The sequence below is a fragment of the Chitinophaga eiseniae genome (assembly GCF_900167135.1).
GTDB lineage: Bacteria > Bacteroidota > Bacteroidia > Chitinophagales > Chitinophagaceae > Chitinophaga > Chitinophaga eiseniae.
Genome location: NZ_FUWZ01000008.1, coordinates 196083 through 212625 on the forward strand (window position 1 = coordinate 196083; position 16543 = coordinate 212625).

General features: G+C 49.6%; 14 protein-coding genes and 1 pseudogene. 4 read left to right on the forward strand and 11 right to left on the reverse strand.

What is annotated here, in order from left to right:
• Nucleotides 1–441: 441 nt before the first annotated feature.
• The gene (locus B5D63_RS33270) at nucleotides 442–837 is read right to left on the reverse strand and encodes a hypothetical protein (protein ID WP_143313310.1); all 396 of its coding nucleotides are present in this window, start codon (nucleotides 835–837) and stop codon (nucleotides 442–444) included.
• A gap of 237 nt (nucleotides 838–1074) precedes the next feature.
• Between B5D63_RS33270 and B5D63_RS33275 the strand changes: the two genes are divergently transcribed.
• Genes B5D63_RS33275 through B5D63_RS33285 form a run of 3 tightly spaced genes read left to right on the forward strand, consistent with a single transcriptional unit; the run spans nucleotide 1075 to nucleotide 2782 of the window.
• Nucleotides 1075–1416 carry an ArsR/SmtB family transcription factor gene (locus B5D63_RS33275; RefSeq protein ID WP_078673214.1) on the forward strand — a complete coding sequence of 114 codons (342 nt, stop codon included), beginning with the start codon at nucleotides 1075–1077 and terminating at the stop codon, nucleotides 1414–1416.
• The gene (locus tag B5D63_RS33280; RefSeq protein WP_078673215.1) at nucleotides 1403–1903 is read left to right on the forward strand and encodes an SRPBCC domain-containing protein; all 501 of its coding nucleotides are present in this window, start codon (nucleotides 1403–1405) and stop codon (nucleotides 1901–1903) included. The genes B5D63_RS33275 and B5D63_RS33280 overlap by 14 nt, the downstream gene beginning before the upstream one ends.
• Before the next feature lie 24 nt (nucleotides 1904–1927).
• Entirely contained in the window at nucleotides 1928–2782 is an 855-nt protein-coding gene (locus B5D63_RS33285) for an alpha/beta fold hydrolase (protein WP_078673216.1), read from the forward strand.
• A gap of 37 nt (nucleotides 2783–2819) precedes the next feature.
• Here the strand turns inward: B5D63_RS33285 and B5D63_RS33290 are convergent, their stop codons facing one another.
• The 7 genes from B5D63_RS33290 to B5D63_RS33320 form a co-directional block, all read right to left on the reverse strand.
• The gene (locus B5D63_RS33290) at nucleotides 2820–3326 is read right to left on the reverse strand and encodes an SRPBCC family protein (RefSeq protein WP_143313312.1); all 507 of its coding nucleotides are present in this window, start codon (nucleotides 3324–3326) and stop codon (nucleotides 2820–2822) included.
• 28 nt (nucleotides 3327–3354) lie between these two features.
• The gene (locus B5D63_RS35550; protein WP_143313314.1) at nucleotides 3355–4521 is read right to left on the reverse strand and encodes a peroxiredoxin family protein; all 1167 of its coding nucleotides are present in this window, start codon (nucleotides 4519–4521) and stop codon (nucleotides 3355–3357) included.
• Nucleotides 4522–4538: 17 nt separating this feature from the next.
• Complete coding sequence (locus tag B5D63_RS33300) at nucleotides 4539–5741, reverse strand: TlpA disulfide reductase family protein (protein ID WP_078673218.1); 1203 nt, start codon at nucleotides 5739–5741, stop codon at nucleotides 4539–4541.
• A gap of 23 nt (nucleotides 5742–5764) precedes the next feature.
• Complete coding sequence (locus tag B5D63_RS33305; RefSeq protein ID WP_078673219.1) at nucleotides 5765–7144, reverse strand: RagB/SusD family nutrient uptake outer membrane protein; 1380 nt, start codon at nucleotides 7142–7144, stop codon at nucleotides 5765–5767.
• 9 nt (nucleotides 7145–7153) lie between these two features.
• Complete coding sequence (locus B5D63_RS33310) at nucleotides 7154–10666, reverse strand: SusC/RagA family TonB-linked outer membrane protein (protein WP_078673220.1); 3513 nt, start codon at nucleotides 10664–10666, stop codon at nucleotides 7154–7156.
• 177 nt (nucleotides 10667–10843) lie between these two features.
• On the reverse strand, nucleotides 10844–11806 hold the full coding sequence (locus B5D63_RS33315; RefSeq protein ID WP_078673221.1) for a FecR family protein: 963 nt from the start codon (nucleotides 11804–11806) through the stop codon (nucleotides 10844–10846).
• A 69-nt stretch (nucleotides 11807–11875) separates the two neighbouring features.
• The gene (locus B5D63_RS33320) at nucleotides 11876–12424 is read right to left on the reverse strand and encodes an RNA polymerase sigma-70 factor (RefSeq protein WP_143313316.1); all 549 of its coding nucleotides are present in this window, start codon (nucleotides 12422–12424) and stop codon (nucleotides 11876–11878) included.
• Nucleotides 12425–12529: 105 nt separating this feature from the next.
• Between B5D63_RS33320 and B5D63_RS33325 the strand changes: the two genes are divergently transcribed.
• The gene (locus tag B5D63_RS33325; protein ID WP_078673223.1) at nucleotides 12530–13297 is read left to right on the forward strand and encodes an APH(3') family aminoglycoside O-phosphotransferase; all 768 of its coding nucleotides are present in this window, start codon (nucleotides 12530–12532) and stop codon (nucleotides 13295–13297) included.
• Nucleotides 13298–13363: 66 nt separating this feature from the next.
• Here B5D63_RS33325 and B5D63_RS35870 read toward each other — a convergent pair.
• From B5D63_RS35870 to B5D63_RS33345, 3 genes and pseudogenes are all read right to left on the reverse strand, one after another.
• Nucleotides 13364–13722 (reverse strand): annotated as a pseudogene (locus B5D63_RS35870) (transposase); the annotation flags it as partial.
• A gap of 369 nt (nucleotides 13723–14091) precedes the next feature.
• Nucleotides 14092–14493 carry a hypothetical protein gene (locus B5D63_RS33340; protein ID WP_078673226.1) on the reverse strand — a complete coding sequence of 134 codons (402 nt, stop codon included), beginning with the start codon at nucleotides 14491–14493 and terminating at the stop codon, nucleotides 14092–14094.
• A gap of 3 nt (nucleotides 14494–14496) precedes the next feature.
• Nucleotides 14497–16543 (reverse strand): RHS repeat domain-containing protein (locus B5D63_RS33345; RefSeq protein WP_317044829.1); only part of this gene is annotated, 2047 nt, incomplete at its 5' end.

Here is a 16543-nt window from a genome sequence, read left to right on the forward strand (position 1 = left end):
GCGCTACACTTCCATATGTACGTAACCATACATTACGTAAACATTCACATGCACACACAATAAAAATCCGGGTTCCCAACAGACACTAGCGGATAGCACTGATAACAGTTACCGTAGCGAAGGGATATTATTTGTAAAACCTATGGAATTGTATTTCAGGATATAGCCAATCTCAGTATAAGTATAGTTTCTGGGGTATAAAACGATATTCAAATGCTTTGGGACAACTTTGGGACAATTGTTCAACAGACTGTTTGGATAAGTGAAGCGAAGATAAATAAGATTCCGATTTCACCAAATTTTTTTTCATAAAATTTCAAAAGATTAACAAAACAGCACCTGTAAACAACCATCAAACAAGCCACCACAAAGCATTACAACACAATAAATAATTGAATATTATAATTAGTTTTCCTGACTATTATACAGTACAGTCATTTTTTACACAAGTATCGGTTCATCTAATCTTTCACGTATATCCATTTCCGTTATATCGCCATAACGCGCCATTATTGTTATCACCTGCATCGCTGTTATGGCTGTACCGGTATGCAGCAAAGTTACTTCCAACAACCTCCGCCATGTAACGAACGGTTGCGGAAAATCTGCGTCTTCAAAGGAGATCCCCAGCTCCTCCTCTATCGCCAGTATCAGCTCCAGGAACCCCGCATACCATTTATGCTCCTCCAGCGCCTTACCAACACGTTCCCGCACCTCCGGCGGATTCATCTTCACAAAGCCACATTCATGGCAGTGGATTTCGGGCGACAACATGGCCGATACCTGAAAATAATTTTTTGCGCCACATTGCGGGCAGGTATATAACCATGGTCCCATTCGCAGATCAGTTTCAGCGAAGATAGGTGTAAAATACCTGAAGCCCTCGTTCATCACCTCTTCGTTGCATCGTCGCCGATTATATTTCGTTTCAGAAAAACCACCGCCCTTATGGGCGTGCCGATCGGCAACATGCATTTGTTACCAACACGCCACAAAAACCCGTGAAAAATTTTTTTTGAAAAAAACGTAAGTATTCACTTACATTTTATATATTTGTAAGCAAATACTTACACAATGGAAAAAAGAAGGGATATCTATCAGGCCATAGCAGACCCTACCCGGCGGGAAATCATCTCGCTGATAGCCCGGCAGTCCATGAACCTGAACGCCATCGCAGACAATTTCGACGCCAGCCGGCCGGCCATCTCCCAGCATATTAAAGTGTTGACAGAATGCGGGCTGGTCATGATCCGGCAGCAAGGCAGGGAACGTTATTGTGAACTGAAAATAGATAAGCTGAAGGAAGTCACCACCTGGGTGGAAGAATGCCGCAAATACTGGAACGCCACTATCGACTCCATGGAAAATTATCTGCAGGAACTACAATCTAAAAATAAAAAGCATGGCAAACGTTAATCAACAGGATACGTTTATCTCCCGTATCATCAACGCACCGCAGGAACTGGTATTTGAAGCCTGGACCAGCGAAGAACATCTCCAGCACTGGTATGCGCCGAAAGGTTGCACCATTCATTTCGCCGATGTTGATATCCGCCCGGGCGGCGGCTTCCTCTCCTGTATCCGGAATCCGGCCGGCGCTTACAAAGACTGCTGGGCCAGAACCACCTTCCTGGAAATCACACGGCCGGAGAAAATAGTCTGTAAACTACAGGTGGCAGATGCCAGCGGACGCCTGATCACTTCCCGCGAAGCAGGCATGGACCCCGACTGGCCGGATGAAACCATCCTCACTGTCACTTTTACCGCACAAGGTGATAAAACGCTCTTCACCCTGCACCAGACGGTAGACACGGCATTGGCTAAACGAACCGGCGCCTACCCAGGCTGGGAACAGATGCTCGACATACTGGAAGCACACCTGCAACCCACGGGCGCCCGTTAATCTCCCTTTATAAAAAACAGTTTTATGTTAAAAAGTATTTTTCTGGCCATCGCCATCGGCTATGCCATGCCCGGAACGGCCACTCCTTTGCCTGCAACGGTCACCGACACTGTCAGCAGTTACGCTACCGTCAACGGCATCAAAATGTACTACGAGATACACGGCAGCGGCAGCCCGCTGATATTGATACACGGCGGCGGCTCTACCATCCGCACCACCTTCGGCCAGGTGCTGAATGATTTTGCCAAACACCACCAGGTGATTGCCGTAGAAATGCAGGGTCACGGGCATAGCGACAGACGCCCCGGCCCTACGACCTTTGAACAGGATGCCGACGATATAGCAGCCCTGTTGCAGACATTGCACATCTCACAGGCAGACATCCTCGGCTTCAGCAACGGCGGCTGTACCGCCCTGCAAATCGGCATCCGTCACCCGCAGCTGGTGCGCCGTATCGTCTCCATCTCTTCGTTTTACAAAAGAGAAGGACTGCACCCGGCTGTTTGGGAGATGATGCGTAAAGCGCATTTCAGCGATATGCCGCAGCCTTTTAAAGACGCGTACCTCGCGGTACGCAAAGACCCTGAAGGACTGCAAGCGATGTTCAACCAGGACCACGACCGGATGCTGGCCTTTAAAGACTGGCCCGACGACATGATCCGCTCCATTAAAGCACCTACGCTGGTGATCATCAGCGACCAGGACGCCACACAGCCGGAGCACGCCACAGCCATGTACCGGCTGCTTCCCAAAGGGCGCCTCGCCATACTGCCCGGCCAGCACGGCGAATTCCTCGGTGAAGTGCTGACCGCCAAACCCGGCAGCCGTATGCCAGCACTGGCAGTAGCCATGATAGAAGATTTTCTCAGAGAACCATGAAAAAAGCCGGGCGTCAACCCGGCTTCCTTCTCTTTTGCTATTCCAGCATCTTTTTCAATCCTGCCTCGTAGTTGGCTATCTCAGCGGAAAGACTGTCTACCAGCGGTTTTCTGCCGGCCTTATCTCCCTCCAGGATAATGCTCCAGCGCACCACCGACACATCGTCCTTGTCCGGCAGCGATTCCACCAGCGCGGTCACAATCGCTTTACTGATACCTGCCGGCAACGGGTCTGTCACATGAAACACAAAGAACTTATACTGATCATGTATCTGTTCTATTTCATCGGTACGCTTACGGCCATCACTAAACGTCAGATCGCGGTACTTCGTATCGTTCACCGTCCGGACATTCACCTCCCGGACCGTTCCGTTGGAATATTCCTTCACCTGCGGCAGATCGCGGATCACCCGCCATATTTTCACCGGCGTGCTTTTGATCTGCGTTTCATGGGTATAATCGGGAATAATTTTCTTCGCAGCCTGCATCTGGGCCATGGACACACTGCTCCAGCAGATGCTCAACAATAATAACAATCGCTTCATAACGCTTCTTTACAGTTTTATTTTAACACTATTTACCAAAGATTTCTTCCAGTTTTTTTGTCAGTTCCTCACCCCGGAGGTCTTTGGCAACAATTTTACCATCCTTGTCGATCAGGAAATTGCTGGGTACCGCACGGATATTGTATTCTTTCGCCACTTCATTTTTCCAGCCTTTCAGGTCGCTCACGTGCTCCCAGGTAAGACCGTCGTCTTTAATGGCTTTTACCCACGCGTCTTTTTTATCATCCAGCGATACGGCGAGAATTTCCAGCCCTTTGCTGTGATACTTTTCATAGTTATCCAGCACGTTGGGGTTCTCTGCCCTGCAGGGACCGCACCAGCTGGCCCAGAAATCGAGCAGTACGTATTTCCCCCGATAGTCTTTCAGCTGAACCGCTTTACCACTCACGTTGTTCTGTGCGAAGTTCATAGCAGTAGCGCCAATACCGGTTTTGCGGGCAATCTCTTCTGCCTTTACAATGTCTGCCTGTTTTCGTCTGGCTTCTTCGAGATAAGGATATTTCTTTACCAGTTTAGCCAGTTCTGTATTGATCAACTCTTTGTCCTTCCGGGGATGCAGATAGTCCAGCGCATACAATAGTACCGGTGTATTGGGGTACATTTTAACCAGCAGCTTTATACGCTCACCCATATCATCAAACAACCAATCATACTGGCCCTGCATACGCCGCTCCAGGGCAGTATCTTTTGCCAGTGACGCCTGGTACTGTAACTGGCCGTTCTGGATCATCGCCTGATAATTACGATAGTTAATAAAATTCACCTGGTTGATCAGGTTGTTTTCCTCGCTGCCGTGAATGTATACATACGGAGGGTTTTTAATTCTGATCTTCGCAGTATCTTCTCCTCTGAAGTCGATCTGCAAATTATCTTTATTAGCCCAGATGGTCAGCCTGTCCTCTTCAAACTCATTCAGGATATAAAACTGCGGGCGCGTAGCGTCAATCTTCACGCTATAGGAGCCATCTGGCTTCAGGCGGATGGTATCAATGGTAACACGATCGTCTCCCACCTGTTTTTGTACAAGAAAAGGGAATTTTTCTTGTTGCGCTTTTGGCGGGGGGAATTTAATTTTCCCGCTAACGGTGATAAACCTTTTTGTCTGCGCTGCCGCCGGCAGCGTCATGGAAACTGCAAGCAGCGCCAGCAACCATGATCGTTGATTTTTTCTCATGTAGATGGTTTATGAAATTATTGCATAGGTGTCATAGGCATCGCCTTGATCACTTTACCTTCTGTTTTTGGTTTCTCCTCCGCTTTTTTCACGGCGCCGCCAAACAGAGAAGCCAGTTTCTTTTCGATGTTACCGTTGCCGGTTTCATCGAACCCGATTTCTTTCATCATTATTTTCCCGTCGGGAGCAATCAGGTAAGTGGTTGGCACGCCGGTGATCGCAAACCCGCTGCCGGCCACATTGATATTGTCCAGCGACTGCAACCAGGGGTTGTTCTCCTCTCCTACGGCCTTCAGCCAGTCTGTTTTGCTCTTATCAATAGAAATACTGTAGATGACGAAGTTCTGGTCTTTGTACTGCTGATACACCTCGCGCATATGCGGGAAAGACTTGCGGCAGGGCGCGCACCAGCTGGCCCAGAAGTCGATCAGCACATATTTTCCTTTCAGGCTACTGAAAGGGATCAATTTACCCTGCGGGTCCGGCAGGCTGAAATCCCTTACCTGTTTACCGATCGCGGAGTTACGGATACCATCGGTGAACTGATGGAATTCTTTTGCGGGCGCGGAAGCCTGCATCTCTATGGACAACATGGCGTATAGGCGGGCCTGTTGGTCCACCGTAGCGATCTGGCGGGCATCATTCAGACTGAATACCGTCGCATAGGAATTGGGATGTTGTTTCACCAATTTTTCCAGCAGCGGCAGCAGGTATTGTTTTTGTAGTTCTTCCTGTCTTTTTTGAAAAGCCTCATATTGCGGATCGTTTTCCTGTACCCACGGTTTGCCGAATTCCTTTTTCAGGGTGGCGCTGATGGTTTTCCAGGCGGCAGCTTTCTCTTTACCGTAGGCCTGGTACAGCTCGGGCGCTTCAGAGCCCTTTACGGTCGAAGCATTCATGCCTTTGGTAATATCGCTGGTAACGGTATAGGTGGTGGGTTTGTCCATCAATACACCATAGGGTACGTACATTTGGCGTTCCGCCTGAATGTATTCCGGAAGCAGCATCATGAACACCGGTCCGCTGAAAGGAATTTTAAAGGAATAGTGCCCATTCTCCATGACGGTGGAGTCTTTATAGGTACGGGTATAGATATACATTTTGTGATGCCCTTTCAGGTCTCCGCTGATATTGCCCTGCAGGGTGATCTGCTGTCCCGACTGCGCCAGGCTGCCGAGTGCCAGGCAGGCCCCTGAGAGGGTGGTGATAATTTTCTTCATGGTTTATCGTTTATACTTTTACGTTATTGCACATAACCGGGGTTCTGTACGATCAGGCCATTGGTGATATCGATCTCCCGTTGTGGAATGGGCATGGCGTACTTGTTGGCCGGCAGCAGCGGATTAGGCTGCTGACCGCTGCGAATGGCATCGAAACGGGCAAACCCTTCAAAGGCCAGTTCCCGTTTCCGTTCCAGCAGAATGCGGTCTACCAGCTGCTGTTTGGTGGTAAAGTCAGCCACGGTATATACTTTGGGCACCGGGCTTTTCGTGTAGGCGCGTGCGTATACACGGTTAAGCAGGTCTACAGAGGCAGCATTCACTCCTGAGGTCTGCGCCATCGCTTCGGCGGCCGTCAGCATCACTTCCGGCAGGCGGACCATGTTCACATTGTCCATTATTTTAGGATCGGTGAATTTGCGCATTTGCTGGGTGGCAGTCAGCATGTCTGTCAGCCTTTCATCTGTTGCTTCATAGATGGCTACAAAATCAGGCAGTGGTTTATAATAGCCGTAGGAATAATAAATACCATGATTACCATAGACGGTGCTGTTCCAGCTTTCCGGGAAGGCGAACACAATCTCACTGCTGAGCGGGTACTTACCGTTACCCTTTGCATTATCCGGCCACAACGCCACAAAAGAAGGCTGAAGGTTGTAAAGCTGCGCAGCCAGTACACTGTTGGCATAAACAGCTGCTTTCGCATAGTCCTGCCTGTACAGGCATACCCTTGCCGCCAGGGCGGCAGCAGCGCCTTTGGTGGCGCGGCTCGCCTGCGCCACCGGATCGGTTCTTTTTTCCGGCAGGGCTGCAATCGCCTCGTCCAGATCTTTCAGTATCTGCGTGTATACCTCTGCGTTGGTACTACGGGCTTTGTTCTGGGAGCCATCGTAACCATCAAAGGACTGCAGCATTAAAGGGATGCCCATGTTATTGGGCTTGTTCTGCAAAGCGCCGTCACCATATAGCTGCAACAGCAGCAGGTGCCCGAAAGCACGGATAAACTTCGCTTCTGCCATAAACTGTTGCTGGAGTGCAGCATCAAAGTCAGCATGTTTCGGTAGCTGGGTAATGATCACATTTGCCTGGTTGATGGTGGCGTAAGGTGTAGACCACAGTGCGTCGTAGTTGTTGTCCCGCGGGTCTACAGCGCCTTTCACCAGCGCCTGGTCGAAGCTGCTCGCCACGTTGCCGGTCACATCTCCGAAAATAAAGGCATTGCCGCCTGCGCTCTTCATCAGCTGCAGGTAGGTATCTGCCAGAAAACTCTCGGTGGTCTGTTTATTTTTCAGCAGGTCGGCTTCTACCATGGTCCCTTCCGGCTTCAGGTCCAGCTGCCGGCTGCAGGCCCCCAGGGTGGCCAGCAGCAGTGCAGCATATATATAACAGGAATATCTTTTCATAATCTCATTTTAAAAAGATGCTTTAATACCTACTCTCCACGTACGCGGCGACGGCATGGTGAGTTCATCAAATCCCATATTCAGTGCAGAAGAGCCATAGGCACTCACCTCAGGGTCCAGTCCGGAGTAGTTGGTCAGGATCAGCAGGTTATTGCCTTCTGCGAATACACGCAGCGATTTCACCGTTTCGCTATGTCTCAGCAGGCGGCTGAAATTGTACGTGAGCGTCACGCTTCTCAGCTTCACAAAGGAAGCATCTTCCAGGAAGCGGGAATTCTGACGGCTGAGCGTATAGTCGTAGGAGCTGCCGAAGCCTGCAGAAGCTGCGTTGGACTTATTGATCAGCGCCGGGATATCCGTCTGCTGCCCCGGGTACTGCCAGTATTGCAGGATTTCCGGTGAAAGGTTGTATACGTTATTCGCAGTGGAAGAACTTCCCAGGTAGCTGTACTGCGCTGCTTTGGCGCCGTTGATGATCTTATTGCCCGCAGAGAAAGACAGGAAGCAGTTCAACTCGAGGTCTTTATAGGTAAAGGTATTGCCCATACCGCCGAACACCACCGGCATGGCGTCGCCCATGTATTCGCGGTGTACATATGGCGCGTTGGGATACTGTTGCTGAATGGGCTTGTCGGAACTTTTACCGCTATTGTCGATCCAAAGCGGCTGACCGTTGTCCGGATTAACACCGCCCCAGTTGTACAGGTAGAAGGCAGTAGCGGAATGCCCTACCCGCCAGAACCTGTTGCCATCAATTTCGTTCTGATTGGCCAGCTGGTCTTCGCTGATTTTATGGAGACGGATAATTTTGTTCCTGTTACCGGAGATGTTGAAGTTGGTGGTCCAGCTGAAATTCTTGCGGACCATATTCTGACTGGTGACGCTGAACTCAATACCATTATTACTGAGGTCTGCCAGGTTTTGTTTCTGCATGGCGAAGCCCATGAAGTAAGGCAGTACGGAGCCGAGGATGGCGTTGGATGTCTGTCTTCTGTAGTAATCCAGTGTAGCGCTGATACGGCCGTCAAGCATACTGAGGTCCATCCCTACGTTCCAGGTAGTGGTACGTTCCCATTGCAGGTTGGGATTGGCCGGTTGTTTCACACCGATGGCAGACACACTGCCATAGGAGGCGCCGTACACGTCTACCACGTACTGGCCCTGGTTTCCGTAGTAGCCGTTGCCGCCGTCGCTACCGGTAAAGCCTACACTACCCCGTATTTTCAGTTGCTCGATGAGTTTGCTGCCTTTCAGGAAATGCTCTTCGCTGGGTATCCATCCCACAGCGAAAGAGGGAAAACCTACGTAGCGGTGGTTGGCAGAGAAGCGGGAAGAGCCGTCCATACGATAAGTAACGCCCACCAGGTAGCGGTGCCTATATTCGTAATTGACCCTGCTGAGGAAAGACACCTGTGCCCACTGTTGTTGCAGGGAGTTCACCACCCGTTTGTTTTTGGCGGTGGAGATGCTCAGCATTTCGTCGTTCAGGAAGCCGTCGCCCGCCACGGAGTTGACGTTCTCTACTGATTTTTCGAAGCTCTGGCCCAGCATGGCGCTGATAGCATGACCGCCATCAAAAGCTTTGTTGATATCGAGGCGGTTGTTGGTCACCCATTTACGCAGCTGTTGCTGAGATTCGGTGGCGTTGCCGCCGGGCATCTGGGGCCGGCCAATAATACGGTTGTAAGACCGGGAACTGATCCAGTCCACCCCGAAATCACTGTGCAGGCTAAGCCAGGAGCGCAGTTTCAGGTCGGCGAACACGTTGCCCAGCACACGGCTGTCGGTAGAATAGTTTTTACCGGTGGTAGCCTGAGCGACGGGGTTGACCACCGCTTCCGGCCCGGTGGGATTGTTGCCGAAGCGCCAGTTGAAATTGCCGGTGCTGTCGTAGATCCCGATGTTGGGCGCTTTCTGGATAGCGTTGCGGTATACTTCCTGTGCGTTCAGCGAATTATTTTTAGCCTGGTTCATCGACATGCTCACACCTACTTTCAGGGCGCTGGTCATCTGGTTGTCGAAGTTGACACGGCCCTGGTAGCGGGCGAAGTCGTTATTAACGATATAAGACTGCTGCTGATCATATCCCAGGCTCACATAGTAGTTGCTTTTTTCTGTGCCGCCGCTGAGCGAAACGTTGGCATCGCTGCCTACCGCATTGCGGGTCACTTCGTCCAGCCACCGGGTGTTTACGCCTTTGGGGAATTGGTAGTTCAGCGGACGGTAAAAAGGATTCCCTGCTTTGCCGATAGAGTCTTTCAGGGCAAACAGCCGGGTATAGAAATCGGCGTACTGGTCGCCTGTCATGAGGGACGGTAGTTTACGGGGGGCTGCGATGGAAGCGCCCAGCTGCACGTCTACCCGCGATTTACCGCGTTTCCCTTTTTTAGTGGTGATGAGTATCACGCCGCCGGAGCCGCGGGAGCCGTAGATGGCGGTGGAATAAGCATCTTTCAGTACTTCGATGGATTCAATATCATCAGGATTGAGGGTGGCCAGCGGGTTCTTCTCGAAAGTGGTCGGCTGACGGTATTCATTCACCACCTGGTTACCTCCGAAGCTGAAGCCTTGTGAGGCGCCTTTATTATAATCCACGGTGTTGAGGTTGGGATCGATGCCGTAGATGGGTACACCGTCCACCACGATCAGCGGCGTATTCCCGTTGGCGTTAAGGGTACTGATACCACGGATGGTGATGTTGCTGGCAGCTCCGGGCACGCCGCTGGAGGGCGCGATGAATACGCCGGGCAGTTTACCCACCATGGCTTCATCCACGGAGATGGGCATCTGGCCGGGCAATTCGCTGGCTTTGAAGCTGGTTACCGAGCCGAGGAGATTGCGGCGTTCCTGTACACCGTAACCGATCACTACGGTCTCGGTTAAACGGGAAGCTTTCACCACCAGGGCTACAGGTACCGCTGCCACAGCGGCGGACGTCACCTTCACGGCGGGTTTTATTTCTTCCTGGTAACCGATAAAAGAGTACTGAAGCGCATAATTACCGGGAGGCAAAACCAGTTCATATTCCCCTTCCGGATTGGAGACGGCATAATATTTAGCGCCGGCCACGCGCACGGTCACTCCTGGAACGGGATTACTGGTAGCGGCATCTGTTATACGGCCACGGATTTTACCGGACGACGTTGTGGCCATCGCCGGTACTGACGGCTGTTTCACGATCAGGTAAACACCGTTTTTAGACTGGAAAGTAAATGCTGTTTTCCTAAGGAGGGCTGCCAGCACCTTCTCCAGCGGTTCATTGACAAAATGTTGTTTATCGATCCGGTATTGGGACAATTCCTGGCTGTCGTAGCCGAAAGACAGGTGGTAGCTGCGTTCCAGTTTTTTAAGACAAGACGCCAGCGTTTCATTTTCAAAAGCAGCGGTAACGGCGACCGGCTGCACGGACTGACTATATACCTGTGGAGAAAGGAAGCTGATATTTCCCAGTGAGAACACTGTGAACGCGACGCTCCATCTCACTAAGCTCCGTATATACGTTAGCGAAAGCGATTTTTGCATATCTTTGGTTGATTTTAGTGTTTTACTAAATGCATACAAACATTGTATGATCCAAACCGTGTCTGCTGCAACAGACGCGGTTTTTTTTTTGTACACATATGGTCATAGCGGCGCCAGGGATGATCTGACTGCTGTCATCCCGGTGTTAATAGCTGGTGCAACCTCCTGGGTGCTACATTAGTTTTTGCGGTGAATAGTAATCTCGTTGTCCTTTATATCATATAGTATCGGATGTATACTGCTGATGATGTCCAGTACTTGTGTGACCGACAGTTGTTTACTGCATCGCAGGGTATATTCGAATGTTTTCATCTCCGCCGGATTATACCGGATGCGCACGCCGTACTGGTTTTCCAGGGTGAGCGCCACTTCAGCGAAGCCGGCTTGCGACAGGCTGATCATACCGTTGGCCCATTCGTTGATCTGGTCGTTTTCCACGGTGGATTTCATGTATTGCTGCGCAGAACGGCTGTAGGTCAGCTGGTCGTTGGCGCTGAGCACATCGAGGCCCGTCTGATGGTGGAGTACTTTCACCATGCCTGTTTTCACCGTCACCTGCGTTTCATCCAGGGTGTTATAGGCTTTCACATCGAAAGAGGTACCCAGCACCTGTACATTCAGTTCCTGCGTATGCACTTCAAACGGATGCTGTGCATCCGGGTGTATGTCAAAGAATCCTTCCCCTTCCAGCTCCACCGTTCTCACCTCGCTGAAGGTGCGGGGATATTTTAGTTTTGCGCCCGCGTTGAGCCATACCAGGGAGCTGTCGGGTAGCATCAGTTGCCGTTGCTGTCCCGGACCTACCTCCACCAGCAGTAGGGTGTGCTGCTGCCGGTAGTCGTGCCATAACCAGGCACTTACCGATACCACGGCGGCCAGCAGGCCGGCGGCGGCCCACCACTTCTTATAGAAGGGTACTATCCTGCCTTCCGTCACAACAGGCGCCGTATCCAGCTGATCATGGATATGCTGCAGCATCTCTGTGCGGAGCTGCTGCCGGTGGCTTTCATGACGGAACGCTGTACTGTCCTGCATATCCTGGGATTGATACCATTCATGCAGCCATTCCAGTTCTTGTGGAGTACAGGTGCCGGTTTCGAGCCGTGTGATGATCGCTGCTATTTTTTCCTGGTCGTGCACGTTTTTAACCGTTTTCTATAGTAATGACACCGCTCAGAAAAGAAGGTACTAAAGGGGAGAAAAAAATTTTTATTTAAACCCGGCGAGGGCGTCTTTCAGGCGCTTCAGCGCCGTGGTGAGCTGGTTTTTGATGGTCTGCTGGGAAACGCCCAGCTGATCGGCCATTTCCCGGACAGAAAGCTGTTCCTGCCGACTGAGGAGATATACCTGGCGTGTCTTTTCCGGCAGGGCGGCCACCGTCTGAGCGATGATCTGCTGTATTTCCGCCAGGGCGAGGCGGTCGTCCGCCCGGTCAAATACCGCCGGCGGGATAGCGGAAAAGATATCGAGGTGTTTCTGGTAGTTGAGGTGGCTGCGGAGGTGATTAAGCACCCGGTATTTCAGCGCCACATGCAGGTATGACCCCAATGGCCCTTCAATCCGCAGCTCCCGGCGTTTATGCCATAGCGCTACGAAAACTTCCTGCAGACAATCTTTGGCATCTGCTTCCTGCTGCAATCTGGCATATGCGGCCATATAAAGCTGTTCCCAGTAGCGGTGATACAGTTCATCAAAGGCGGCCCTGTCATTATATGCCTGCATACGCTCCAACAACGCGGTATCCGGCAAGTGCTTCAAACAAGAAAGGTTTAGCCATAAAAATAAAAAAAAGCCTTTTACATATGCAAGCCCACCAGGAAAATATTAAAATCCTATTTTTACAGCGAGACAAAACAGGAACCCATGCCCAAGCTCCCTACAGACCTGGCCCACCTGCTGACAGACACCACCTCCGAGCCCGTTACCATCGGTTATTCGGCCGCCGCCGTGTACCGCTACACCAGCGCCCACAGCGTGTTTTACCTGAAAACGCAGGCTTCCGGGCAGGGACTTCGCCTGGAATACGACGTACTCACCTGGCTACAGGACAAACTCCCCGTACCAGTAATACAATACTTCGGCACGCACGACGGCATCGATTACCTGCTCACCACCGCCGTAGACGGCGACATGCTCTGTGCCGGCCACTACCTCGACAACCCCGAACTGACGGTCAAGCTATTGGCAGACGGCATACAACTACTCTCTGCACTACCCATCCACGATTGCCCCTTCGACAACAGCCTCGACAAGAAACTGGCAGCCGCGGCGTATAATGTACAACACGGACTCGTAGACACCTCCGACTGGGAAGGCCATAACCACTTCCCTACCCCACAGGCACTGCTGGATCATCTCATTGCAAACAAGCCAGCGCACTACACGCCGGTATTCACGCATGGCGATTACTGTCTGCCGAATATCTTCGGTAAACAGGGACAGGTGAGCGGGTTCATTGATATCGGCGGCGCAGGCGTGGCGGATATTTACCAGGATATTGCGCTGTGTGTAAGGTCGCTGAAGCATAATTTCGGAACCGATGACTATGCGGCGGGGTTGTTTGAGAGATTAGGGAGGGAAAGGGACGAGGAACGGGTGGCGTATTATGTGATGCTGGATGAATTGTTTTGAGAGGCGGTGTAAAGTAAGCTGTGTCAACGTTTCCAGGGTAGTATTACATAAAGTGTGTCACAGTGATTAAAGATTAAGTTTCAATCGATCACTAAATATAATTGATATTGCGCCAATGTCTGATTCCAGTTGTGTACTGGCTTGTTCCACTTGGCACATATATTCTCCTGGACAAGGAATAAGAGTTTCATAAGGGCGTCTTCCGATTGGAAGGCGCCTTTTGATTTTGTAACAGCACGAAGCCGCCGATGGAATCCTTCAATAATATTGGTTGTATACATGATTCGGCGGATGTCTTTGTTGTACTGAAAATAGCTACTGAGTCGTGGCCAGTTCTTTCGCCAGGATTCGATCACCTTGGGATATCGGGTACCCCAGTTAGATTCCAGTTGATCAAGACTACGCTCTGCCTGGTCAGCGGTACTCTCGACAGATCTCAGCTACGGACACTTCCGACTCTTGTCCCTTCAGGATTCAGAATGCCGATGATTTGGCTTTCTGTGAATTTTGACTTTTTCATTTCCTTTAAAATTAAGCGTTTTTATATTTTTGATCGCTATCTTTTAAAGGTGAGCTTACACCCCGTCTTTGCCAAACAGGGACTTACCAGAGCGCAATTACTCCAATGTCTTCCGTTTGAGTTCTTCGTAGTCAAATTTTCCATTTTGTTCCATAAAAAAACTGTATTAAGGGTCTTAATTTTTTAGCCTTTGACACAATCCATTTTACAGTCTCGACAATATACCTACGGCTTTTGCTTATATTGTAGAACAAACCAGTATTATAAACAATCCCTAGATTGATACAAATACAGTAACAATTGTATTATATTGGTCAACCCAAAGCTGTAACCCTAAACAATCCACATCATAAACATCTTGCTCACTTCCATCAAAAAAGTAAACCTTTTCCATCTTAATATTAGACACAGCAATTTTAAATACAGCCCAAAAATCTTCAATATTCATTCCTATCAACATCTGCCCTTCTAAAAAACAATCACTTCTACAAGATATAGATTCAATAATACTATCAGATGTATATATATCTATCCCCCCCCCCCTGTAGCTATATGTGTCCCAACTTTCGCCATCTCCTTTAGGATAAAAATTAAAGTTATCTCCATCCAGATACCTTGATATACTTGTATTGAATTCAAACTGACCAACACGTTTGAAAGGAATTATTTCATACATACATTATCGTTTATTTGCTCTGCTATGTTCCTCTCCTTTTGCTTTCTGTGCCGCATCTCTTTGAACATTTTTAATCTTCTGTTCTATTTGCTTTTTCTCTCTTCCTGTGGCAGTCTTTAACTGTTCTCTATATTGCTCTATTTGCTTTTCCGCCTTCGACTTTGCCCTACCCCCGTCGCCATGCCTTTCATTTTTGGAACTTCCTCCATTAGGCTTAGGAGCATCCGGCGTTGTTGTTGACTCCATTTTCTCCAACTTCTCAGCCAGCTCAGGAGATACTTTCGGCTTCGCCTTCTCATCAATGGCTTTCTCTGGCACTGGAAGTCGAACTGCAGTTTCATCTTTAGCAGCAGGCGCTACTTCTTTATCCTTAGGCTTAGCTCCGTTTTTACCAGTTGCTTCTGATAATAAATTCATTGCAGTACTTAATGTAGCATGTGCACGATAACCAAACCAAAGAGCTTCTCCAAATTCAATCACAGCTACTACTATAGGAATCACAATTGGTATTCTTCCATCAGGATCACTAAACCTAACGGGATTGTTATACGCAAAATGGTAGGGCGTATAATCTTCCTGATTATTTTCTATTAATGGATCTATCTGTATAAACCTTCCTATTTGCTGATCATAAGTTCTTGCATTGAAGTCGAACCATTCTAACCCGCTACCGTCACTGAACTCTTTGAACTGCAACTCATTTCCGTTATACTTCCTACGATTCTCCGGATAGTTCTTCCCCACCAACGCATTCGAACTAATCCCCGCCATCGTCAGCCCAAATGGATAATAATGCGTCTCCTCCAGCACCGGGCCACTCATTTGCGCTACCATCAGGTTATCAAAGAACACCTCTTGCGTACTTTCATTACTGGTGTAAACATACAAAAATCCGCTCTTTTCCATGACCATCTTATCCTGAGAAAGTGTCTGCAACTGATCAGGCTCGGCTTTCACCTGCTTCACTCCGCTGTTTTGCTCTACCATTTTAAACTGATCATCGAACAAAACGTAGTTCAGATAAGCTTTCGGCTTACCGGGCTGCTGATCGGGGTTCTTCTCTTTCAGCTGACGATAATCATGATTGTAAAAATTGGCATTGAAAGGCGTGCTCGCCACTGATGCAGGAGCGCCGTGTGTAGCGTCCGTGGGGGTAGCACCACCAAATGCATTGAGCAGGTCCGCTAACATATTCTCGGCGGGAACAACGGGGTTATTCTTGTCAACCGGACCGTTGGATTTATAAAAAGCCTTGCTGCTCAACTGGATAGTATCACCCGCCATTACCCTTAACACCAGCGAAGGGCCGATCTTTTTCCCAGTGCCGGTAGCGGTCAATTTAGCGACAGATTCATTTTTACCGGCGCTTTCGTCTGCCGGGTACCCTACTGGTTTATTACTCCGGGTATTGTCGATATTACTGAACAACAGGTTCTCTGTCGCTGCATTGGGCGTTTCCATGGTAGCGGCATACATGGTGAAGTTCGTCTGCTCCGTGAGTACCAGCCGGGTGTTGCCCAGATGGTCTTTTACAAAATAGTCGTAGACAAATGTCGGCGCCTGACCCGCCTGGTAAACAGTCCGAATCCGTCCTTCTTCATGTCCGGCAAAACGCAGACTGTCATTTTCATAGACAAAGCCGCCCAGGTAGTCTGTGGTGGTCACCTTAGCGGTTCCGGTAGTATTATCGGTAACGATCTTACGGACCTTATTACCACCCGCATCGTACATAAACCGTATATTTCCCTTCCCGGTAACGGTTATCAGTTCCGGCAGGTTAAGGTAGTTGTAGCTGATGGATGCGATTTGTTTATTCCCGTCACGGGTAAGGTTACCCACTCCGTCATAGGCATAATCAACGCCATCCGTCTGGCTATCGGTAAAATCACCCAGGCCGGTTTTAGCCCTTACCGTATCATAGACCGATTTCAGCTGGTTGCTGTTGTCATTATAACGGTAGCTCAATTTATCTACATCTCCTGCCGCATTATTCACCTGGCCGCGTTGTTTCATTGCCAACAGGTTACCATTGGCATCATAATTTATATTG